Annotated in this window: 20 protein-coding genes; 19 read left to right on the plus strand and 1 reads right to left on the minus strand. The window is 39.0% G+C overall.

Going from position 1 to position 22,684, the window contains the following annotated elements; all coding sequences use genetic code 11:
- The first annotated feature begins 29 nt into the window (after nt 1–29).
- Entirely contained in the window at nt 30–3,476 is a 3,447-nt protein-coding gene (locus VTHSUH11_RS06630) for a pyruvate carboxylase (protein WP_105093082.1), read from the plus strand.
- A gap of 148 nt (nt 3,477–3,624) precedes the next feature.
- Here VTHSUH11_RS06630 and VTHSUH11_RS06635 read toward each other — a convergent pair.
- Nucleotides 3,625–5,066 (minus strand): IS3 family transposase gene (locus VTHSUH11_RS06635; RefSeq protein ID WP_105092186.1). Its coding sequence is split into 2 segments (ribosomal slippage): nt 3,625–4,478 and nt 4,478–5,066, totalling 1,443 coding nucleotides; the frame shifts between segments, so codons are not numbered across the junction.
- Between the two features lie 366 nt (nt 5,067–5,432).
- On the opposite strand from VTHSUH11_RS06635, the gene nrdR reads away from it, so the two are divergent.
- The 18 genes from nrdR (at nt 5,433) to dut (ending at nt 22,600) form a co-directional block, all read left to right on the plus strand.
- The gene (gene nrdR / locus VTHSUH11_RS06640; RefSeq protein ID WP_059362020.1) at nt 5,433–5,906 is read left to right on the plus strand and encodes a transcriptional regulator NrdR; all 474 of its coding nucleotides are present in this window, start codon (nt 5,433–5,435) and stop codon (nt 5,904–5,906) included.
- 9 nt (nt 5,907–5,915) lie between these two features.
- Nucleotides 5,916–6,842, plus strand: coding sequence for a dipeptidase (locus VTHSUH11_RS06645; protein WP_105093083.1), 927 nt, complete (start codon nt 5,916–5,918; stop codon nt 6,840–6,842).
- Nucleotides 6,842–7,411, plus strand: a complete 570-nt coding sequence (gene gmhA / locus VTHSUH11_RS06650; RefSeq protein WP_059362024.1) for a D-sedoheptulose 7-phosphate isomerase — start codon at nt 6,842–6,844, stop codon at nt 7,409–7,411. Before VTHSUH11_RS06645 ends, gmhA begins: the two co-directional genes overlap by 1 nt.
- A gap of 45 nt (nt 7,412–7,456) precedes the next feature.
- Nucleotides 7,457–8,935: a D-glycero-beta-D-manno-heptose 1-phosphate adenylyltransferase gene (gene rfaE2 / locus VTHSUH11_RS06655; protein ID WP_105093084.1), complete on the plus strand. Its 1,479-nt coding sequence runs from the start codon at nt 7,457–7,459 to the stop codon at nt 8,933–8,935.
- Nucleotides 8,932–9,897, plus strand: coding sequence for an ADP-glyceromanno-heptose 6-epimerase (gene rfaD / locus VTHSUH11_RS06660; RefSeq protein WP_105093085.1), 966 nt, complete (start codon nt 8,932–8,934; stop codon nt 9,895–9,897). Before rfaE2 ends, rfaD begins: the two co-directional genes overlap by 4 nt.
- Nucleotides 9,898–9,947: 50 nt before the next feature.
- Nucleotides 9,948–10,448, plus strand: coding sequence for a D-glycero-alpha-D-manno-heptose-1,7-bisphosphate 7-phosphatase (locus tag VTHSUH11_RS06665; protein WP_105093086.1), 501 nt, complete (start codon nt 9,948–9,950; stop codon nt 10,446–10,448).
- Between the two features lie 72 nt (nt 10,449–10,520).
- Entirely contained in the window at nt 10,521–11,540 is a 1,020-nt protein-coding gene (locus VTHSUH11_RS06670) for a glycosyltransferase family 9 protein (RefSeq protein WP_105093087.1), read from the plus strand.
- Entirely contained in the window at nt 11,540–12,577 is a 1,038-nt protein-coding gene (locus VTHSUH11_RS06675) for a glycosyltransferase family 9 protein (RefSeq protein WP_105093088.1), read from the plus strand. The genes VTHSUH11_RS06670 and VTHSUH11_RS06675 overlap by 1 nt, the downstream gene beginning before the upstream one ends.
- Nucleotides 12,578–12,580: 3 nt before the next feature.
- Nucleotides 12,581–13,555, plus strand: a complete 975-nt coding sequence (locus VTHSUH11_RS06680; protein WP_105093089.1) for a 3'-5' exonuclease — start codon at nt 12,581–12,583, stop codon at nt 13,553–13,555.
- Nucleotides 13,556–13,609: 54 nt separating this feature from the next.
- Nucleotides 13,610–15,001 (plus strand): aminopeptidase, encoded by a 1,392-nt coding sequence (locus VTHSUH11_RS06685; protein ID WP_105093090.1) that lies wholly within the window; start codon nt 13,610–13,612, stop codon nt 14,999–15,001.
- A gap of 51 nt (nt 15,002–15,052) precedes the next feature.
- Nucleotides 15,053–15,430, plus strand: coding sequence for a hypothetical protein (locus VTHSUH11_RS06690; protein WP_105093091.1), 378 nt, complete (start codon nt 15,053–15,055; stop codon nt 15,428–15,430).
- A 130-nt stretch (nt 15,431–15,560) separates the two neighbouring features.
- Nucleotides 15,561–16,538, plus strand: coding sequence for an ABC transporter substrate-binding protein (locus VTHSUH11_RS06695; protein WP_059362043.1), 978 nt, complete (start codon nt 15,561–15,563; stop codon nt 16,536–16,538).
- A 24-nt stretch (nt 16,539–16,562) separates the two neighbouring features.
- Nucleotides 16,563–17,540 carry an ABC transporter substrate-binding protein gene (locus VTHSUH11_RS06700; protein ID WP_105093092.1) on the plus strand — a complete coding sequence of 326 codons (978 nt, stop codon included), beginning with the start codon at nt 16,563–16,565 and terminating at the stop codon, nt 17,538–17,540.
- A gap of 14 nt (nt 17,541–17,554) precedes the next feature.
- Entirely contained in the window at nt 17,555–18,427 is an 873-nt protein-coding gene (locus tag VTHSUH11_RS06705; protein ID WP_105093093.1) for an ABC transporter permease, read from the plus strand.
- Between the two features lie 10 nt (nt 18,428–18,437).
- A complete protein-coding gene (locus tag VTHSUH11_RS06710; RefSeq protein WP_059362051.1) occupies nt 18,438–19,235 on the plus strand; it encodes an ABC transporter ATP-binding protein in 798 nt (265 codons plus the stop codon).
- 184 nt (nt 19,236–19,419) lie between these two features.
- The gene (rpsO, locus tag VTHSUH11_RS06715) at nt 19,420–19,686 is read left to right on the plus strand and encodes a 30S ribosomal protein S15 (protein ID WP_009372127.1); all 267 of its coding nucleotides are present in this window, start codon (nt 19,420–19,422) and stop codon (nt 19,684–19,686) included.
- A 384-nt stretch (nt 19,687–20,070) separates the two neighbouring features.
- Nucleotides 20,071–22,140 (plus strand): polyribonucleotide nucleotidyltransferase, encoded by a 2,070-nt coding sequence (locus VTHSUH11_RS06720; RefSeq protein ID WP_105093094.1) that lies wholly within the window; start codon nt 20,071–20,073, stop codon nt 22,138–22,140.
- 10 nt (nt 22,141–22,150) lie between these two features.
- Nucleotides 22,151–22,600, plus strand: coding sequence for a dUTP diphosphatase (dut, locus tag VTHSUH11_RS06725; protein WP_009660864.1), 450 nt, complete (start codon nt 22,151–22,153; stop codon nt 22,598–22,600).
- The last annotated feature ends 84 nt before the right edge of the window (nt 22,601–22,684 follow it).

Below are 22,684 nucleotides of genomic sequence, written 5' to 3' on the forward strand. Positions count from 1 at the left end.
CATTCGATAGGACTCGGTAGGAGGCAACTATGAAGAAAATTAAATCCGTTTTAGTGGCCAATCGCGGTGAAATTGCAATCCGCGTATTTCGTGCATGTAACGAAATGGGCATTAAGACAGTAGCTATCTACTCTAAGGAAGACACATTGTCCTTGCACCGCAACCAAGCTGATGAAGCGTATTTGGTAGGGGAAGGAAAGAAACCTGTTGATGCATATCTGGATATTGAAGATATCATCCGTATTGCGAAAGAGCATGATATTGATGCCATCCATCCTGGCTATGGTTTCTTATCTGAAAACGAAGGCTTTGCAAAACGTTGTGCTGAAGAAGGCATTATTTTCATTGGTCCACATATTGAACATTTGAATATGTTCGGTGATAAAGTTAATGCTCGTACTCAAGCAAAATTAGCAGAAATCCCTATGATTCCTGGTTCTGATGGGGCGTTGAAGGATTATGCTCAATTAGAAGAGTTTGCTGAAACACATGGATACCCATTGATGATCAAAGCCGTTAATGGCGGTGGTGGTCGTGGTATGCGTGAAGTTCATCGCAAAGAAGATTTGCGTGATGCATACGATCGTGCTAAATCTGAAGCTAAAGCAGCATTTGGTGATGATGATGTATATGTAGAAAAACTCATCGTTGAACCAAAACATATCGAAGTACAAATCTTAGGTGACGAACATGGTAATGTGGTTCATTTACATGAACGTGATTGCTCCGTTCAACGTCGTCACCAAAAGGTTGTTGAAATGGCACCAGCTTTTGCATTGAGTTTGGAAACTCGTAAAGCTGTTTGTGATGCTGCCGTTAAAATCATGAAAAACGTTGGATACGTTAATGCTGGTACAGTTGAGTTCTTGGTAACTGCTGATGGCAGCTTCTACTTCATCGAAGTAAACCCTCGTATCCAAGTAGAACATACTGTAACAGAAATGATTACAGATATTGATATTGTTCACGCTCAAATTCGTATCGCTGAAGGCTATAATTTACACAGCCCAGAGGTAGGGATTCCTGAACAAGATCAAATTCCTTGTAAAGGTACTGCAATCCAATGTCGTATCACTACAGAAAATCCTAAAAATAACTTTATGCCAGACACTGGTAAAATCTTGGCATATCGTAGCTCCGGTGGTTTTGGCATCCGTCTTGACTCTGGTAATGCTTTCTCCGGTGCCGTTGTAACACCTTACTACGATTCCTTGCTTGTAAAAGCAACTGCATTTGGTCCTAATAACGAAGAAACAATTCGCAAAATGCTTCGTTGCTTAAAGGAATTCCGTATCCGTGGCGTAAAAACAAATATCCATTTCTTGATTAATGTTTTGGAACATCCTGAATTCCAAAGTGGTCAATATAATGTAAACTTCATTGAAGAACATCCTGAATTATTTGAATTGAAACCAGATCGTGACCGTGGTACTAAATTATTGCGTTACATTGCAGATGTAACAATCAATGGTTATTCTGGTGCAGGCCCACAACCACTTCCTGAATTTGAACCAATTCAAATGCCTTCTACATTAGATGTAACTCCAGCTCCTGGTACAAAACAAAAATTTGATGAATTAGGTCCAGATGGATTCAGCAAATGGTTAGCAGAACAAAAACAAGTATTCTTCACAGATACTACATGGCGTGATGCTCATCAATCCTTGTTTGCAACACGTCTACGTACCATCGATATGGCCCGCGTAGCTGGTCATGCTGCTAAAGGTGTACCTAACTTGTTCTCCTTGGAATGTTGGGGCGGTGCAACATTTGACGTATCCTATCGCTTCTTGCATGAAAATCCATGGGAACGTTTACGCATGTTCCGTCGTGAAGTGCCTAATACATTGCTTCAAATGCTTATTCGTGGTGCCAATGCAGTAGGTTACACATCCTACCCTGATAATGTGGTTCGTCACTTTATTCAACGTGCAGCCGTTAATGGTATCGATGTATTCCGTGTATTCGATAGTTTGAACAGCCTTGATAACATGCATGTGGCTATCGATGAAGTACGTGCACAAAATAAAATAGCAGAAGTGGCATTATGCTACACTGGCGATATTTTAGATAGCAGTCGTCCTAAATACAATCTTGATTACTATGTGAAGATGGCAAAAGAATTGCAAAATGCAGGTGCTAATATCATTGCTATTAAAGATATGGCAGGTCTTTTGAAACCTCAAGCTGCATATAACCTTGTATCCGCATTAAAAGATGCTGTTACAGTACCAATTCATCTACATTCTCATGAAGGTTCTGGCAATACCATTTACTCTTATGGTCGTGCTGTAGATGCTGGTGTAGACGTAATCGACTTAGCATACTCTGCATTTGCTAATGGTACAAGTCAACCAAGCATGAATTCCATGTACTACGCTTTATCTGGTCACGAACGTCAACCAGAAATGAACATTGATTACATGGAAGAAATGTCTCAATATTTCGGTAGCATTCGTCCTTACTACAAAGGTGTAGATAAAGCAGAAGCATATCCTAACACTGGTGTATACCAACACGAAATGCCAGGTGGACAATACTCTAACTTACAACAACAAGCTAAGATGGTAGGCCTTGGTGACCGTTGGGCGGATATTAAGAAAATGTACCATCAAGTTAATATGATGTTTGGTGATATTATCAAAGTAACACCTTCCTCTAAAGTAGTAGGGGATATGACATTGTACATGGTTCAAAACAATTTGACTGAACAAGATATCTACGAAAAAGGCGATATATTAGACTTCCCTCAATCCGTAGTAGAATTCTTTGAAGGCCGTCTTGGCACACCATACCAAGGTTTCCCAGAAGAACTTCAAAAAATCATCTTAAAAGGCATTCGTCCAATTACAGTTCGTCCTGGTGCAGTATTGCCACCAACTGACTTTGAACATGTTCGCAATGAATTAAGTGATATGGGTGCAGCTACAACTGATGAAGATGTAAGTGCATACTGCTTATATCCTAAAGTATTTAAAGATTACTCTAAATTCACTAATGACTTTGGTGATGTGTCTGTGCTCGATACACCAACATTCTTCTTTGGCATGAAACGTGGTGAAGAAATCCAAGTTACTATTGAAAAAGGTAAAACATTAATCATTAAAATGAATGGTGTATCCGATCCTGATGAAGATGGTAATCGTGTTGTTCTCTTTGAATTTAATGGTCAACCTCGTGCTATTAAGGTTCATGATAAACACGCTAAAACAACTGGTGTCGTTCGTCGTAAAGTTGATGAATCTAACCCAGGTGAAATCGGTGCTACATTGTCTGGCTCCGTTGTTAAGATTCTCGTTAAGAATGGACAATCCGTATCTAAAGGTGAACCATTAATCGTAACAGAAGCTATGAAGATGGAAACTACAATTACAGCTCCTATCGCTGGTATCGTTGAAGAAATCTTTGTTCGTGAAGGCAGTCGTATTGAGTCTGGCGATTGTTTGTTACATATTGAAGATGCTATTAAACGTTAATTTCATACGATTTAGCACGTAAGTGGATACTAAAGAACCCCTTATAACACTTTTGATTATAATCTTCTTAAAAAGATTGTAATTTGTAGTGACCCCAAAAAGTTAGACTTTTATTTCCGAGTAACCTAAACTGGTTGCTCGGAATTTTTTATGCTGCAGTAATAGCTAAACGATAGTCAACTGGACTTAGCCAGTTCAATTTTTCCTTAATTCGTTTAGTATTGTAATACATAATATAGTTTTCAATCGCCATTTTTAACTCATCATAACTATGAAAGGTATTGTCATAATACATCTCTTGTTTTAAGATAGCAAAGAAGTTTTCCATTGGTGAATTGTCGAGACAATTACCTCTTCTAGACATACTTTGAAATATGTTATGCACTTTTAAATTATGTTGATACGCTTTCATTTGGTAACCCCAACCACGGTCAGAATGAAATGTCCGTCGATACTTAGCATCGGCAGTCTTTTCAATCGCCTGTTGTTGTGCTGAAAGTATAGACTCAGCCGATGGTGTAGGACTTATACTAAAACTAATAATTTCAAGATTATATAAATCCATAAATGGATCTAAGTATAGTTTTCCAACTTTCAAAGCACCGTTTGCATTTAGTTCATAATACTTAAATTCAGTTGTATCTGTAGTAATTTTTTGATGTGGTTGACTGCAATAGAATCTACGCTTAATGCGATTAGGTGCAATCCGTCCTTTAACGCCTTTATATGAGTTATATTTTCGGCTCTTACGGGAGAATGCTATTACTTGCAGATTGAACTTTTGCATAATTCGTTGCAATCGTTTCTTATTAATAACAATACCTCGTGATCGCAACAAAGGTAACAACCTTCTATATCCATAGTTGGGATGGTTCTTACGAATATCTTCAATAGCTATTCGTATTTGTAGATCTGGATCTACTCGGTCAAAGCGCTGTTGCCAGTACATATATGTTGCTTTTGGAAAACGTAAGGCAGCAAGAATCTCAGTTAGTTTGAATTCTCTTCGGAGACTGCTAATGATTCTTGCTGTTCTTTCATTTTTCGAGCGTCCTCGAGGCGCAATCTCCTCAATTCTTTTAAATAGGCATTCTCTATTTGAGCATAGCGTAATTGTTTTTCCAATTCTAAAATACGAGCTTGCTCTGGTGTTAATTCTTTTTTCTTCTTTTGGTTACGTGATTTAGTATGTGTGGTAATCTTTGCTTTTTCATCTGTTCGACTCATGGTAGGTATTCGTCCTTTCGGTCGCTCGACAAAAGCATTGGTCCCATATTTCATAAAATCCGACTTCCAGCGAGCTATTAATGAAGGATTATTCAGCCCATATTGTAATGCAATTTGCCGATACGATAATTCACTAGTTAAGTATGACTCTACCATAGCTAGCTTAAATTCTGAAGTATATCTTGTATTATTTCGCTTTCGACACAAACCATCTTTACCAAATTCTTTAAATGCACTAATCCAACGACGAACTTGCGATGTAGTCTTTAAACCATATTTCTTAGTTAAATACTCATATCCACCCTCGCCGTTTAGATATGCGGTAACGACTTTTAATTTAAATATAAGGCTATATTTTGCCATAGAAAAACCGACCTCCTTAACGTTAAGATTTTTGGTCTAACATTAAGGGGTCGGTTCAATTCATAGGTTTATAAGGGGTTCTTTTTATACTTTTCCTACTAAATATGGTACTATATATAAACAAAGAACGACTTAGTAATAATCCAAAAAACCAGCCACCATGGCTTGGGGGGATTAAACTAAGTCGTTCATTTATTAATAGCATACCAAATGAAAAAGATTTAGACAAGTCAGTACTATTAAGTAGCATTATATGGTTCTTTTTGTACTTTTTCTACTAAATATGGTACTATATAAGGTATAAGAAAATAGGCGTATTGTGCCTTTTTCAAGATTACTAGCTGATTAGAAAAGGAGTATTAGCCAATGAGATGTCCTTATTGCCAACATACAGACACGAAGGTAACAGACTCAAGAACGACTGACGAAGGGAACAGTATCCGCCGTCGTCGCGAGTGTATTAATTGTGGACGCCGCTTTACTACTTATGAAATCATCGAAGAAGTACCACTCATGGTAGCAAAGAAAAATGGTCGCCGTGAATTATTTGACAGAGGTAAATTGTTAAATGGTTTGCTGCGTTCTTGTGATAAACGAACAGTGCCTATGTCCGTCATGGAAGAGGTTGTTAATAATGTAGAACGAGATATTCGCAATGAAGTAAATCAAGAAATCTCTACAGATCGTATCGGTGAACTTGTACTACAACAATTGAAAGATATCGACCAAGTTGCGTATGTGCGTTTTGCATCTGTATATCGCAAATTTGATAACATTGACAGCTTTATGGCTGAACTGAAAGCACTAAAAAAATTAGATGCCAAAAAGGTAAAGAAATAACAAGAGTATATGATTGATTTACATTGTGATACGATAATGCAATTAATCGACCATCCACATGATGGTGATTTATTCTCTAATAAGTGGAAAATTGATATTCAACGTCTCATTAAGGGCCATAGTCGATTACAAGATTTTGCATTATTTGTGGACTTAAAAGAACAAGAAGATTCTTATGCTAGATATGAATCTATGCGTACTTTATTTGATAGTCAAATGCAAAAATATAGTGACCATATTAGTCATGTGCGCTCTTATGAGGAAATTAAGGCTTGTTACGATAATCATAAACTGGCTGCCCTACTGTCGATAGAAGAGGGTGGTGTTCTTGGGGGCGATTTATCCAAACTTGAAAAGGCCTATAAGGATGGTGTTCGTCTTATAACATTGACCTGGAACTATCCTAACGAATTAGGCGAGCCTAACACAGGAAATCCTTATAAAAAACTGACAAAAACAGGGATAGAGTTTGTGGAACGAATGCAAGAATTAGGTATGATTGTAGATTGCTCTCATCTCAACGATGGCGGAACAGAACAATTAGGCGATATTCTTGATGTACCTTTTATTGCTTCTCATTCTAATGCACGAGAAGTGACGGCTCATCGACGCAATTTGCCAGATCACTTGATTCGTCTAATCGGTGAAAAGGGCGGTGTTATTGGCCTGAATTTTGCTCAGTCATTCCTTGGCACTTCATCTATTAGTCGTATTGAAGATATCGTTAAACATGGATTGTATATCATCAATAAAGGCGGTGAAGATGTCATAGCTTTAGGCACTGATTTTGATGGCATTAAACCGAATACGGAAATTAAAGATATTTCAGATATGCATCGTTTATACGATGCTTTTAGGGGAGCAGGGCTTTCAGAGGAACAAACAGAAAAATTGTTCTGGAAAAATGCTGATCGCCTACTAAAGGAGATTTTATAATGACAGATATAAATCCAATCATTGCTGATCGCTTTACTGATCATCTAGACGTATTCAGTAAAACGATGGAATTAATGGATGTTATTCAAGAAATAGCAAATCGTTGTATTGTAGCCTTGAATAGTGGTAATAAAATCATGTTTTGTGGCAATGGTGGGTCTGCTGCTGATTCTCAACATCTTGCAGCTGAGTTGGTAGGGCGTTTTAAAAAAGAACGTCGTTCTCTTGCGTCTATTGCACTTACAACAGATACATCTATTTTGACAGCTGTTGCTAATGATTATGATTTTGATTCAATCTTTGCTCGTCAAGTTGAAGGCTTAGGTCGCTCTGGTGATGTACTTATCGGCATTTCTACGTCTGGTAACTCTAAAAATGTGGTGAAAGCCATGCAAATGGCTCGTAATACAGGAATGCATACAATAGCTTTTACAGGCGAAGGTGGCGGCAAATTAGCTGAACTATGTGATATTACACTTGCCGTTCCTAGTACAGTGACTGCACGAATTCAAGAGATGCATATCTTGGTAGGTCATATTATCTGCGAGCTTATCGAAGAAGGTTATTAATCGAGATAGGGAAGAAATCACAGATTTCTTGAAAGGGGACGACCTATGATTACAAAAACAGTCAATGAATTTCTGACAAATTCATTGCCCAACCTAAAAATCGCAGTTATTGGTGATGTGATGGTGGATCGATATGTCTTTGGTGATGTGAGTCGTATATCTCCAGAGGCTCCAGTACCGGTAAATCGCGTGTCATCTGTGAAAGAGGTGCTTGGTGGTGCAGGGAACGTTGCTTCCAATTTGGCTAATCTCGATTGTCATGTATATTTAGGAGCCGTAGCTGGCGTTGATGATCATGGTAGAGTACTCGATAAATTATTGATTGCTGATGGTATTGATACATCTGGTCTTATTTATGATAACAATCGCTCTACTATTACTAAAATGAGAATTTTAGGTGATCGTCAACAGATGATGCGTCTCGATTTTGAGACGATTACTCCGATTACAACAGATGAAGAGGAACGATTGATTTCCTGGTTGGATGGGCTTTGTCAACAAGGATTGCAAGGCATTGTTATTTCTGACTATGGCAAGGGTGTGTGTACACCTACATTATTACAAGAGGTATTTAGATTAGCTCATACCTATAATGTGCAAACTATTGTTGACCCTAAGGGGGCAGATTGGTCTAAATATGATGGTGCTACTTGCATTACGCCAAATGTAAAGGAATTAGGCGAATCATTAGGTCGTGTTATACCTAATGAGGATGCTTCTGTTATAGAGGCGGCTAAGGAAGTATTAGGTAAACTTAATATTCAGTATATTATAGGTACCCGTTCTGCAAAGGGGATTACTGTTGTAGCAAAGGATGGGCGAACATGGCATAATCCAGCTACGCAACAAGATGTATTCGATGTAAGTGGTGCCGGCGATACGGTCGTAGCTATGATGATTTCTTGCTTGGCTAGTGGTTTATCTATGCGTTTAGCATTACATATTGCCAATGGTGCAGCTGGTATCGTTGTGTCTAAGGTTGGTACATACCCAATTCATCGCCAAGAATTGATTGATTTGTGGAGATCTGTTCGTCAATTAACGACATCAAGTCCGTTATATACAAAAGAAGAGATGAAGGCCTTAATCGATAAATGGCAAAGTATGGATGAAACTGTTGTATTTACTAATGGTTGTTTCGATATTTTACATCGAGGCCATATTACATATCTTCAAGAGGCAGCTCAACTAGGTCGTCATCTCATCATCGGACTTAATTCAGATGCGTCTGTACGTCGTTTAAAGGGTGAAACTAGACCGATTGTATCTGAAGATGATAGAGCTGCTTTATTAAGTGCTTTACAATGCGTAGATGGGGTTGTTCTTTTTGAAGAAGACACACCAGCTGAATTATTAGCCTATTTGCGTCCTAATATTCTCGTTAAGGGCGGAGACTATAAAAAAGAAGAGATTGTCGGCAGAGAGTCTGTAGATGAGGTAGCGGTACTTTCATTTAAAGAAGGCTATTCTACATCAGATATCGTGAAAAAAATAGCTATAATGTCTAAGGAGGGGAAATTATGATTATTGTAACTGGTGGTGCCGGTTTTATTGGTAGTAATATTGTAAAAGCCTTAAATGAGCGTGGCCGTAATGATATTTTAATCGTCGATGATTTGACAGATGGTCGTAAAATTCGCAATCTTCAAAACTTGGATTATTTAGATTACATTGATTGTGATGACTTTGATGCTGCCATTGCGGATGGTACTTTCAACGTAGGTCCAATCGAAGTTATTTTTCATGAAGGCGCTTGTGCGGACACAATGGAATATAACGGCAAATATATGATGAAGAACAACTATGAAGGTTCTAAAAATCTATTCCATTATTGCCAAGATAGAGCCATTCCATTTATTTATGCATCCTCTGCATCTACGTATGGTAATGGTACAAATGGTTTCGTAGAAACTCCAGAAGCAGAAGAGGCATTAAACCCATATGCATATTCTAAGCTTTTATTTGACCGTTATGTACGTAAATTTGAAGATGAATATACAGCGCAAGTTGTAGGTTTACGTTACTTTAATGTATTTGGTCCTAATGAAGCACATAAGGATAAAATGGCCTCTCTTGTACGCCAAATGTTCTATAAAAACCAAGAAACAGGTGTTATCAATTTGTTTGAAGGTACTGATGGCTATGAAGATGGTGGTCAAACACGTGACTTCATCTATGTAAAAGACGTGGTAAATGTGAATTTCTATTTCTGGGAACACCCTGAAATTTCTGGTACTTTCAACTGTGGTACTGGTCATGCGCATAGCTTTAATGAATTTATGCAAGCTGTTATAGACTATAATGGAAAAGGCCGCATTGAATACGTTCCATTCCCAGAAGTGTTGGTAGGTAAATACCAAAGCTTTACCGAAGCAGATACTACTAAATTGATGGCCGCAGGCTATGATAAAGGGTTTACACCATTAGCAGAGGCTGTTAAAGAATATTGTGAATTATTAGATAATAACGAAGGATATTTGCGTTAATTCCTGATAATGGATCGTGCAAATTCTTTGATATATGTAAAGGATAAAGTATGAGAAAGGTGTTGTTCCTCGATAGAGATGGGGTTATCAACAAGGATGTTTCCTATCTCTATAAAATATCGGATTTACAATGGGTTGAAGGTGCAAAAGAAGCATTAAAATTAGCCCATGACGCTGGTTATGAACTTATAGTGGTGACAAACCAAAGTGGGGTGGCGCGAGGCTACTATAAGGAAACTGATGTTCAAATTCTTCACGATTATATGGGAAATGAATTGTTTAAGGCTGGCGCACCGATCTTACACTTTTATTATTGTCCACATCATAAGGATGGCGTTGTAGAGCGATATGCCGTAGATTGTAACTGTCGTAAACCAAAGCCAGGCATGCTTTTACAAGCCATCAAGGATTTTGATGTAGATGTAGAACATAGTTTTCTCGTTGGTGATAGTCAACGTGATGTGGAGGCTGCCGAAGCTGCAGGGGTAAAGGGGTACCTCTTTACAGAATCTAATTTGCTAGATTTTATGAAAACTATCATAAAGAACTAGAGTAGATATAATTGTTTGTCATTGTAAACCACGTCAGGGGCGTGTGTATTCTTCATTCACAAAGGGGTTATTATGAAGGACTATTCCAATATACTCATCATTAAAATGAGTTCCTTAGGTGATGTCATTCACGCATTGCCAACCTTATATGCATTGCGTCAAAATTTACCGCACGCAAAAATTACCTGGGCTATACATGAGCAATTTGCTAGCCTTTTACCGGGTACACCTTGGGTGGATGAAGTGATTATAATCGACAAAAAACAATTAAAATCTCCTTCTTATTTGTGGAACCTTCGCAAGGATTTACATAGTCGTCATTTCGATATGACCTTAGATTTACAATGTATAGCCAAAAGTGCCATCGTGTCTCTATTATCGGGGGCACCTGAGCGATATGGCTATTGGGAACTTCGAGAAGGTAGTAAATTCGTCAATAAAGCCCTCGTAGGTGCTCATAAATATGACCACGTTATCGAGCGATACCTCGACACAGTGCGCGTATTAGGCGGCGATGTAGAGGGTGTTGAATTTCCAATGCCCCATGACCATGCGGCAGAGGGCGTCATTCGAAAACGTTTAGCTGATCTGGGTGTAACCGATGATTATGTCGTTGTTGTACCTGGTGCTCGCTGGATTGTTAAGGAATGGCCTTTGTTGAACTTTGGTGAGCTATGTATTCGCCTTTGTGAAAGTGGTAAGAAGGTTATCATCGCAGGGGCGCCTGATGACAATGAAAAAGGTCTATTCATTGAAAATTATGTAAAGCATGATAATCTCATCAATTTAGTTGGGAAAACCACTATGGCAGAACTTATTGAATTGATTCGTCATTGTCATATATATATCAGTGCCGATACAGGGCCATTACACATTGCGAATGCATTAAAGAAACCGCTAATAGCACTATTTGGCACTACATCACCACATAGAACTGGCCCATATGGTGGCAGTCATGTACATCTTATTATCTCCCCCACATCTAAGGCTACACCTGAACAGCCGTTGGTGGACGATCCAGATTGTATGGCTCAAATACCTGTAGATGCCGTATGGGATGTATATTCTGAAATATTGAGAAAGGATTTGTAATGGAACTCGATTATAAACGTATTGTTGTTACCTTTCTCATGCATTTAGGTGATGTAGTGTTAACGACGCCATTTCTAGAGGTGTTGCGCAAAGCAGCACCTCATAGTCATATAACCTATGTACTTGATGAAAAATTACAGGATGTGATGAAATACAATCCTTATATCGATGATTTGATTACTGTCGATAAAAAGGGGCGTCATAATAGTATTAAAGGTCTCAATGAAATTGCTCGTCGTATTAACGAACAAGGTAGACCTGATATCGTTATCAATCTGCATCCTAATGAACGCACATCATACTTAGCGTGGAAAATTAATGGTAAGGTTACGACGGGGATGAGTCATTTCTTATTTAGACCGTTCATGACTCAATATACAAGGCTTGACCGAAAAACTCGCCATGCTGCGGATATGTATATAAACGTGCTTGAGCAATTGGGCGTTACCGATGTATCTAACCATGGATTACATATTGAAACCTGCAAAGAATGGAATGATGAGGTTTCTCGCTTTTATGAAAGCCAAGGCGTTATGCCTCATGATAAGCTTATCGGTTTCAACATCGGCAGTGCAGTACCTGAAAAACGTTGGCCAGCAGAACGCTTTGCTGATGTAGCTGATTACTTTGCTGACAAAGGCTATAAAACTGTGTTCTTTGGTGGCCCTATGGATTTAGAGATGGTTAAGCCCGTGGTGGAACATATGAAGACCACTCCGATTGTGGCTACGGGAGCATTTAAAATTGGCTCTTTAGCAGCTGCTATGAAATGGTGTGATCTTGTTATTACCAATGACTCTGGGCCTATGCATGTAGCAATCAGTCAAGGTGTACCGATAGTTGCACTCTATGGTCCATCAAATCCTTTTTTCTATGGCCCATACCAAGCTAAATCGATTGTACTAGAATCGATGGACCATTATGAAATTGGTAAAAGCATGAAAAAGGTCATTAAAGAAGGCAAATACAAAGGTATTTCCGTTATTACCGAAGAACAAGTGATTAAGGCAGCTGAAACATTACTGCAGGAATCGTAAGTTATGGATTATATTATTTTTGATTTAGAATGGAACCAACCCTATAGCAATGATATTAGCTTTATGAAGCGAACACGTATGCCGTTGACGGGCGAAATCATTCAAATCGGAGCAATTAAGCTCAATGACAAGCTTGAAATTGTGGACTCCTTCACAATGTATGTTAAACCAAAATATTTATTACATATGCATAAGCATGTAAAGGCCCTTACGGGGATTACTAATCAAGATTTAAATCGAGGTGTCCCTTTTAGAATGGCCTATAGTCATTTTCAACAGTGGTGTGGCAAGGACTATAAGCTACTTTCTTGGGGAGCTGACGATATTCTTATATTGCGAGAAAATTTACTTCTCCATAAATTAAAGAGTATCGACTATGACTCTTGGGCAGATGCACAGATGATATATAGCTTTCACAGATATGGTACGACGCAACAGTATTCTGTAGCCCATGCGATGGAGGATTTACAAATATCGACTGAAGAGCTATCAGCCCATAATGCATTGCATGATGCCATATTTACGGCTCATATATGCCAAAAATTAGATTTGCCGAAGGCATTGTTGGATTATGATACGATACGAAAAGAGGCGCCAAATCCATTTTTATATCCACCGGGTTTGACCTTCTTTATGTATGATAATTTTCAAGAGAAAAAACGCATCGTCCATGATCGACGGGTGCGCTTATCATTCTGCCCTTATTGCCAAGGTCGTCTAGAAACGACACGACCGGAACGCATTCAAGGGGATAAGCACCTCTCCATTGGCATTTGTCCAAAACATGGGGAATTTGCCATACAATTAAAAGTAGGAAAATACACGATTAAGTCGGGACATACTAAGTTTTATGTAACAAAGGTACTAAGTCATAGCACCGATGAAATTCGTAGACTATATACAGAAAAATCGGAAATTAACCGAGAAAAAGAACGCCTCTATTACGAGCGTCGTCGAAAGGAATTATTAAATACTTAGAAGACCAGATTTCTATACATAGTAATTTTGGTCTAAATAGAAAGGAATGTGAACATGGAACGTAAATATGCTTGGCATAATTATGATGAACAAACATTGCAAGATGTAATGTCATTAGGCGATTCATATCGTCAATTTTTAGATAATGGCAAAACAGAACGTGAATGTGTGGTTCAATCCGTAGCCGTTGCAAAAGAAGCTGGTTATGTAGATTTAAAAGAGTTGATTAAATCAAATACACCGATTAAGGCTGGCGATAAGATTTACTATACGCATATGGATAAATCAATTGCTCTCTTTAATATTGGTACAGATGATATGGATTTGGGTATGAATATTCTCGGTGCTCATATCGATTCTCCGCGCATTGACGTAAAACAGAATCCACAATACGAAGATAGCAATTTAGTATTTTGGGATACACATTACTATGGTGGCATAAAAAAATACCATTGGGTAGCAATGCCACTCGCCATTCATGGTGTAGTAGTAAAAACAGATGGTACTCGCATTAATATCAACATTGGTGATAAAGAATCGGATCCTGTATTCTGCATTACCGATTTATTGCCTCACTTAGGGCAAGAACAAATGCAGAAAAATGCAGCTAAGGTTATCGAAGGTGAATCCTTAGATCTTCTCATCGGCAGTCAACCTGTTAAAGGGGAAGAAAAAGAGGGTGTTACTAAATTTATTAACGCTCTATTAGAAAAAGAGTACGGATTTGTAGAACGCGATCTGTTATCGGCAGAGCTTGAAATCGTACCGGCTGGCAAGGCGCGCGATATGGGCTTTGACCGCTCTATGATTATTGCATATGGCCAAGATGACCGCGTATGTGCATATACATCCTTGGTGGCTATGCTCGAAGTAGATAAGGTAAAACGTACGACTTGCTGTTTATTAGTAGATAAAGAGGAAATTGGTTCCGTCGGTGCTACAGGCATGCAATCTCGTTTCTTTGAAAACGCAGTGGCAGAGATTTTAAGCTTAATGGGAAAACCAAATTCCGTTAATGTACGAAGAACATTGGAGAATTCTCGTATGTTATCTTCTGATGTAAGTGCTGGTTATGATCCACTTTACGCATCTGCTTTTGAAAAGAAAAATGCGTCTTACCTAGGTATGGGCGTTGTGTTTAATAAATTTACCGGTTCTCGTGGTAAAGCTGGTTCTAATGACGCAAATGCTGAATATATGGGCTTTATCCGTCGTGTAATGGAAGCCAATAATGTAACGTACCAAACGGCTGAACTCGGTAAGGTAGACCTCGGTGGTGGTGGTACCATTGCGTACATCATGGCGTTGTATGGTATGAATGTTATCGACTGTGGTGTAGCAGTTTTGAGCATGCACGCACCGTGGGAGGTTACATCTAAGGCCGATATTTATGAGGCAAAACGTTGTTATGTGGCATTCTTGAATGCAGCAGATGAAACAATCTAGTGTCATGGGGCTTTCACCATTGGTGAAAGTCCATGTTATGTGAGGTATATGATGAATCAAACGGAATTAGGTGCTGCTATTGAGGCGGCAAAAGGAGAGGCGACAGAGGTTAAGACTGTGAAGGTCGATATCTTTGATATTCCTGAAACAAAAGCAGAAGAATATATTGCAACCCGTGAAGCTGTTGCTGAGGCGGCTGCACGGGTGATGAAACCGTATTGTGTAACGGTAAAACGGGAAACGTTGGACGAAGATGAAGGGGAAGCCGTGGTAGGCTATTATGTAACAGGAGAAATTTTAATGTGTGTCATTCTCGACCCACTTGAAGTACCTGTTATGAAGGTGGCCCTTGATAAAGGAACGCTTAAAGACTACATTTTGGCGGCAAATGAACTAACAGAGGATATGTTAGCATCTCTTGATAGATAATATAAATTCTATTTTTATGTACTCTACATAAAGACAAATGTAAAATACTTTACTCTGCTACATTGATGTAGTGAATAAATTTGTTTATAATAGAAGTATTATAGTCTTTGCAGATAGGAAGGAAATCCCCATGAACTTGAAAAAAGGTATTGCCTTAGCACTCACGGCGGCAGCATTGATGGCGTTTGCGGGCTGTGGCACAAATGGAACTACATCTAATGGCGAATACAAGGTTGGCGTAGTACAACTGGTTGAACATCCTGCACTAGATGCAGCAAACAAAGGTTTTGTTGACGCTCTTAAAGAAAAGGGCTTAGCTGACAAAATTACCTTTGACCAACAAAATGCACAAGCTGATCAATCTAACTTGAACAGTATTGCTCAACGATTTGTATCAGACCGTAAAAATTTAATTTTAGCGATTGCAACGCCTGCAGCTCAATCTATGGCGAATGCAACTCATGATATTCCAATCTTGGGTACAGCTATTACAGATTACGAAGCGGCTAAATTAGTTAAATCTAATGCAAAACCTGGTGGTAATGTATCTGGTACATCCGATATGAACCCAGTAGAGCAACAAGTAGATTTGATTTTACAAGTTATGCCGAATGTCAAAACAATTGGTACAATCTATAGCTCTAGTGAAGTAAACTCTCAAATTCAAGTAGAGAAAATGAAAGCTTACGCAGCAACAAAAGGCATTAAGGTTGAAGAGGTTACTGTTTCCAACGTAAATGATATTCAACAAGCATCTCAAAATCTCGTATCTCAACGTGTAGATGCCATATATGTACCAACAGATAATGTAGTAGCATCTGCCATGAGCAACCTTGTGGCAATTACTGATCCTGCAAAAATCCCTGTATTTGGTGGCGAAGATAACCACGTTAAAGGTGGTGCCGTTATGTCCTTGTCCGTAGACTACTACAAACTTGGATACCAAACAGGTTTGATGGCAGCTAAAATTTTAACTGGTGAAGCTAAAATTGAAGATATGCCAATCGAAATGCAAAAAGAATTTAAATTAGTTGTGAGCAAAGATAAATTACAAAAATTGGGCATCACCTTACCAGAGGACTTGATGAACAAAGCGACTATGATTTAATAAACAACTGGTAAGGAGTTATACATGAACTGGAAAAAAGGTATCGCAGTGGCACTTAGTGCCATCACTGTTATGGCAATGGTAGCTGGTTGTGGTTCCGATACCGCTACTAGCAATCAAAAGAAAATCGGTGTTATTCAATTGGTAGAACATCCATCTCTTGATGCTGCTAATAAAGGCTTTGTAGATGGCCTTGCATCAAAAGGTTTTAAAGATGGTGAAAACATTAAAATCGACCAACAAAATGCACAAGCTGACCAATCTAATTTGAATAGTATTGCTCAACGTTTCGTATCTGATAAAAAAGATTTAGTACTAGCAATTGCAACGCCAGCAGCACAAACAATGGCGAATGCATCTCATGAAATGCCAATTATGGGGACCGCTATTACAGATTACGTAACAGCTAAACTCGTTCAATCCAATGAACATCCTGGTGGCAATGTATCTGGTACATCTGATATGACACCTGTTGAAAAAGAGGTAGATCTTATTATCGCATTAGTACCTAATGTAAAACGTATTGGTGCAATTTACACATCTTCCGAAATCAACTCACAACTTCAAGTGGAAAAAATGAAAGCTTACGCAGCTAGCAAAGGTATTACTGTTGTAGAAGCGACCGTTTCCAACGTAAACGATATCCAACAAGCAGCGACAAATCTTGTAAATCAAGATGTACAAGCTATCTACACACCAACAGATAATATATTAGCATCTGCTATGGCAAACTTAGCACAAATTACAGATGCTGCTAAAATTCCAGTATTTGCTGCTGATGAAGGCATGACCATGACTGGTGGCGTAGCGACATATTCTGTAGACTACTATAAATTAGGTTACCAAACAGGTTTAATGGCAGCTAAAGTTCTTTCTGGTGAAGCTAAAATTAGCGACATGGCTATTGAAATGCAAAAAGAGATCAAATTAACTGTCAACGAAGAACGTGCTAAAAAATTAGGAATCACAATTCCTGATACACTTCGTAAAGATATGAAATAATAGAGGAGATTTTGATGTTAGATTTAGTGGTAGGCACCATAACAACAGGTCTATTATGGTCCTTGTTAGCGGTCGGTGTATTCATCACCTTCCGCGTTCTTGATGTGGCTGACTTGACCGTGGAAGGGACGTTCCCTATGGGGGCGGCCATTTCCGCCATTTTAATTACTAGTGGTATGAACCCAATCCTTTCTATTTTACTGGCTGGCGTAGGCGGTATGTTGGCCGGTGCTGTAACAGGTTGGATTCATACTAAATTAAAAATTCCGGCATTGTTGGCTGGTATTTTAACAATGATTGCGTTGTACTCAGTAAACCTTCATATCATGGGTAAAGCAAATGTGTCCTTGCTTCGTATGGATACAATTTATACTACTCTTGGTAGTTTATTACATACACCGAATATGTGGTCTGCTGCTATCGTAGGTGTTTTAGTAGCAGTAGCTGTATGCTTACTATTGTTTTGGTTCTTCGGCACTGAAATTGGTACAGCATTACGTGCAACTGGTGTGAATCCTCAAATGATTCGCGCCCAAGGTGTTAATACAGATAATATGATTGTTCTTGGTCTATTAATCTCCAATGGTTTCGTTGGCATGTCTGGTGCTCTTATCGGTCAATTCCAAGGCTTTGCCGACGTAGGCATGGGTATTGGTACTATCGTTATCGGTTTGGCGTCTGTAATTATCGGTGAGGTTGTATTCGGTACAAAATCCTTCGTACGTAGCCTCGTTGCTGTAGTACTCGGTTCCATCGTATATCGTATCGTTATCGCAGCTGTACTCTACATGGGTATGCCACCAAACGATTTAAAATTATTCACTGCAATTCTCGTTGCCATCGCGCTTTCTTTGCCTACTTTGAAAGCCAAATGGCTAGCTCGCTAAGGAGGACACTATGTTAGAAGTAAAAAATATGGTAAAAACCTTCTTTAAGGGCACAATTAATGAAAAAACTGCATTACAAGGTATCGATCTTCGTTTAGAAGAAGGGGACTTTTGTACAGTAATCGGTGGTAATGGTGCTGGTAAAAGTACCTTGCTAAACTCCATCGCTGGTGTATTTCCAGTTGACGAAGGGAGCATTACCATCAATAATATTGATGTAACAAAAATGCCAGAATACAAACGCGCTAAATACATTGGCCGTGTATTCCAAGACCCTATGGTTGGTACTGCAGGCAATATGCAAATCGAAGAAAACTTGATTCTTGCTATGCGCCGTGGTAAAAACTTGGGCCTTAAATGGGCTTTCAAAGATAGTGAACAAGCATTCTTTAAAGAACGCCTTGCTCTATTAGGCTTAGGTCTTGAAGACCGTCTATCTGCACGGATGGGCCTATTATCTGGGGGGCAACGCCAATCCATTACATTGCTTATGGCTACTATGCTTCGTCCTGATTTATTACTCTTGGATGAACATACGGCTGCGCTTGATCCTAAGACTGCAGAAAATGTATTGCAATTGACAGAGAAGCTCGTTGCAGAACATAACTTAACCACCCTTATGATTACTCATAACATGCGTGATGCATTGCGTTTTGGTAATCGTCTCATCATGATGGATGCTGGTCGTATCATCTATGATGTAAAAGGGGAAGAAAAGAAAAAATTAACAGTTGCTGATTTGTTACAAAAATTTGAAGTAGCTGGCGAAGGTGCCTTAAGTGACCGTATGATGCTCGGTTCAAAATAAGTACCTAAATAATATAGTCTAAAAAAGAGGGGATATTATCCTCTCTTTTTCATGAAAACCTTTACACTAATGGGATTATACTGTATACTTAACTAAGTCGTTAGACATATCGTAAGCGAAGTATTCGAATCTCCAACGGTTACTTAAGCTTATCGGGATTATTATTTTATAGGAGGTAACATTAATGTTAACTACAGAAGCTAAATTAGCAGTAATTAAAGAATACGCTACTCATGAAGGAGACACTGGTTCTCCAGAAGTACAAGTTGCGATTTTGACAAGCCGCATCGTATACTTAACTGAACACTTGAAAGAACACAAAAAAGACCATCATTCCCGTCGTGGTTTGTTGAAATTAGTTGGTCAACGCCGTAACATGCTTGACTACCTTCGTCGTAAAGATATCGAACGTTACCGTTCCCTTATCGAACGCCTTGGTCTTCGTAAATAATAAAACTAGCCGTCCAATAGGACGGCTTTTTTATTTTATTTCCTTGTGTTATAATGAATTTAGGCAAAGGGAAACAAATGCCGATAATCTATTGTGGAAACACGAAAAAAGGACAGAGCGGCAACTCTGTCCTTTTTATTGTGCTAGTTGCTATTTAAATCTACTATCTAGCCACTTGATGATGTAATGGCAAGTTACACCACCTATGATAGTGATTATAAGGGAAACAAAATAATCTACCACAGAAACACCTCCTTTCTGTTGCCAGAATAGGAGTTAGCAACAATTAAAGTATATCATATGAACTGAAAAAATAGCTTATTTTAAATAGATGATATATAATAATAAGGTATACGTATAAGAAGATTTTTAGGAGGAATAGGAATGGAACAATTCCAAATGGACCTAGCTGGTCGTACGCTTACGATCGAGACTGGGGAACTTGCAAAACAAGCTGGCGGTGCCGTAATGGTTGGTTATGGCGATACACGCGTACTCGTTACCGCTACAGGTTCTAAAGAGGCGAAGGATATCGATTTCTTCCCACTCACAGTAGATTATGATGAAAAAATGTATGCTATTGGTCGTTTGCCAGGTGGTTTTATCAAACGTGAAGCACGTCCACCTGAATCTGCTATCTTGAATAGCCGTTTGATTGACCGTCCTATTCGTCCACTATTTGATAAAGGTGTACGTAACGAAGTACACGTAGTAGCTACAGTTATGTCCGTAGATCAAGATTGTGATCCTGCTATCTGTGGTATGATTGGTGCATCTGCAGCATTGTCTATTTCCGATATCCCATGGGCTGGTCCTATCGCAGGCGTTCGCATGGGTCGTGTAAATGGTGAATTTGTTGTAAACCCAACAAAAGTACAATTAGAAGAAACTGACCTTAATATCGTAGTAGCTGGTACAAAAGACGCTATCCTCATGGTTGAAGGTGGCGCTCAAGAAGTTCCAGAAGAAACTATTCTTGAAGTTATCATGGCTGCTCACGAAGAAATTAAGAAAATCGTTGCATTCCAAGAAGATGTAAAAGCTAAAGTAGGCAAGGAAAAACGCGTATTCGAAAGCAAAGACGTACCTGCTGAAATCGCTGATGCAGTTCGTGCATATGGTCACGATAAACTTGACGCAGCAGTTCGTTGTGCCGATAAACAACAACGCGATGCACAAGAAACAGAAGTACGTGAAGATGTATTAGCACACTTTGCAGATATCTACCCAGATAACTTAGCTGATGTAAATAAAGCATTTGATGCTATGACGAAAGAAATCGTTCGTCATATGATCACTGTTGAAAAAATCCGTCCAGATGGCCGTAAACTTGATGAAGTTCGTCCAATTTCTTGCCGTACAGGCGTATTGCCTCGTACACATGGTTCCGGTCTATTCACACGTGGTCAAACTCAAGTATTGAACGTAGCTACTGTAGCGCCATTGTCTGAAAAACAAACAATTGATGGTATCGGTTTAGAAACAGAAAAACGCTATATTCACCACTACAATTTCCCATCCTTCTCCGTAGGGGAAACTCGTTCCTCCCGTGGTCCTGGACGCCGTGAAATCGGTCATGGTGCTTTAGCTGAACGCGCATTGGTACCTGTCATTCCTAGCGAAGAAGAATTCCCATATGCATTGCGTCTAGTATCTGAAGTATTAGAATCCAATGGTTCTAGCTCCATGGCTTCCGTATGTGGTTCCACATTGTCCTTGATGGATGCTGGTGTACCTATTAAAGCTCCTGTAGCTGGTATTGCAATGGGTCTTGTAACACAAGGTGAACACTACACAATCTTAACAGATATTCAAGGCATGGAAGATGCTCTTGGCGATATGGACTTCAAGGTGGCTGGTACAGCTAAGGGTGTAACAGCTATCCAAATGGATATTAAAATTTCTGGTTTATCCCGTGAAATCCTTCACGAAGCATTGGAACAAGCTCATAAAGGCCGCATGCACATCATGGGTATTATGTTAGATACCATTGCTGAACCTCGTAAACAAATGTCCCAATACGCTCCACGCATCATTACAATGAAAATTGATCCAGATAAAATCCGTGACGTAATCGGTTCTGGCGGTAAAGTAATCCGTAGTATCATTGATGAAACAGGTGCAAAAATTGACATCGAAGATGATGGTACAGTATTCATCGCTTCTGTAGACCAAGAAGGGGCTGCAAAAGCGCAACAAATCATCGAAAACCTTACTAAAGAGGTTGAAGTAGGTGAAGTATACCTTGGTAAAGTAACTCGCTTGATGGCGTTTGGTGCTTTCGTAGAAGTATTACCAGGTAAAGAAGGTCTTGTACATATTTCCAAACTTGCAAAAGAACGCGTTGAAAATGTAGAAGACGTTGTAAATGTGGGTGACGAAATTATGGTTAAGGTTATCGAAATTGATAAACAAGGCCGTATTAACTTGTCCCGTAAAGATTGTTTGAAATAAGAGGTGTTACATGGATATTCGTGGCTTTGAAGTAGTTTCTGCTTTTGAAGAACAAAATATCAATTTACCAACACGTAAAACCACAGAAAGCGCAGGCTATGATATTGAATGCGCTGAAGCTGTTACATTAGAACCAAATCAAGTAGTTCTCGTGCCGACAGGCCTTAAGGCCTTCATGGCATACGACGAATACCTTGCTATCCACATCCGTTCTAGCATGGCTATCAAACGCAAACTAGCATTGGTGAATAGTACTGGTATCATAGATAGTGATTACTACAACAATGAGGACAACGAAGGTCATATTATGATTGCCCTCCTAAACTTTGGCAACGAACCTGTTACTCTTGAAAAAGGCGAACGCGTTGCACAAGGCATTTTCTCTAAATACCTTATTACCAACGATGACGACGCAACAGGCGTACGAACTGGTGGTATTGGTAGTACTGGTACTATGTAAAATACATATTATTCTGATTAGAATGGTGAAAGCCGCTCAACTTAGGTTGGGCGGTTTTTTTGTGTGTAAAAAATTACGTATAGG

Origin of the sequence: Veillonella tobetsuensis (genome assembly GCF_002959935.1) — a bacterium.
GTDB classification, from domain to species: Bacteria; Bacillota; Negativicutes; order Veillonellales; family Veillonellaceae; genus Veillonella; species Veillonella tobetsuensis.

Coding starts and splice junctions, on each gene's coding strand:
- VTHSUH11_RS06690 (WP_105093091.1), top strand. CDS start 15,053: ATGAATCAAACGGAATTAGGTGCTGCTATTGAGGCGGCAAAAGGAGAG.
- rfaE2 (WP_105093084.1), top strand. CDS start 7,457: ATGATTACAAAAACAGTCAATGAATTTCTGACAAATTCATTGCCCAAC.
- VTHSUH11_RS06665 (WP_105093086.1), top strand. CDS start 9,948: ATGAGAAAGGTGTTGTTCCTCGATAGAGATGGGGTTATCAACAAGGAT.
- VTHSUH11_RS06630 (WP_105093082.1), top strand. CDS start 30: ATGAAGAAAATTAAATCCGTTTTAGTGGCCAATCGCGGTGAAATTGCA.
- dut (WP_009660864.1), top strand. CDS start 22,151: ATGGATATTCGTGGCTTTGAAGTAGTTTCTGCTTTTGAAGAACAAAAT.
- rfaD (WP_105093085.1), top strand. CDS start 8,932: ATGATTATTGTAACTGGTGGTGCCGGTTTTATTGGTAGTAATATTGTA.
- VTHSUH11_RS06700 (WP_105093092.1), top strand. CDS start 16,563: ATGAACTGGAAAAAAGGTATCGCAGTGGCACTTAGTGCCATCACTGTT.
- gmhA (WP_059362024.1), top strand. CDS start 6,842: ATGACAGATATAAATCCAATCATTGCTGATCGCTTTACTGATCATCTA.
- rpsO (WP_009372127.1), top strand. CDS start 19,420: ATGTTAACTACAGAAGCTAAATTAGCAGTAATTAAAGAATACGCTACT.
- VTHSUH11_RS06680 (WP_105093089.1), top strand. CDS start 12,581: ATGGATTATATTATTTTTGATTTAGAATGGAACCAACCCTATAGCAAT.
- nrdR (WP_059362020.1), top strand. CDS start 5,433: ATGAGATGTCCTTATTGCCAACATACAGACACGAAGGTAACAGACTCA.
- VTHSUH11_RS06645 (WP_105093083.1), top strand. CDS start 5,916: ATGATTGATTTACATTGTGATACGATAATGCAATTAATCGACCATCCA.
- VTHSUH11_RS06705 (WP_105093093.1), top strand. CDS start 17,555: ATGTTAGATTTAGTGGTAGGCACCATAACAACAGGTCTATTATGGTCC.
- VTHSUH11_RS06685 (WP_105093090.1), top strand. CDS start 13,610: ATGGAACGTAAATATGCTTGGCATAATTATGATGAACAAACATTGCAA.
- VTHSUH11_RS06710 (WP_059362051.1), top strand. CDS start 18,438: ATGTTAGAAGTAAAAAATATGGTAAAAACCTTCTTTAAGGGCACAATT.
- VTHSUH11_RS06675 (WP_105093088.1), top strand. CDS start 11,540: ATGGAACTCGATTATAAACGTATTGTTGTTACCTTTCTCATGCATTTA.
- VTHSUH11_RS06670 (WP_105093087.1), top strand. CDS start 10,521: ATGAAGGACTATTCCAATATACTCATCATTAAAATGAGTTCCTTAGGT.
- VTHSUH11_RS06695 (WP_059362043.1), top strand. CDS start 15,561: ATGAACTTGAAAAAAGGTATTGCCTTAGCACTCACGGCGGCAGCATTG.
- VTHSUH11_RS06720 (WP_105093094.1), top strand. CDS start 20,071: ATGGAACAATTCCAAATGGACCTAGCTGGTCGTACGCTTACGATCGAG.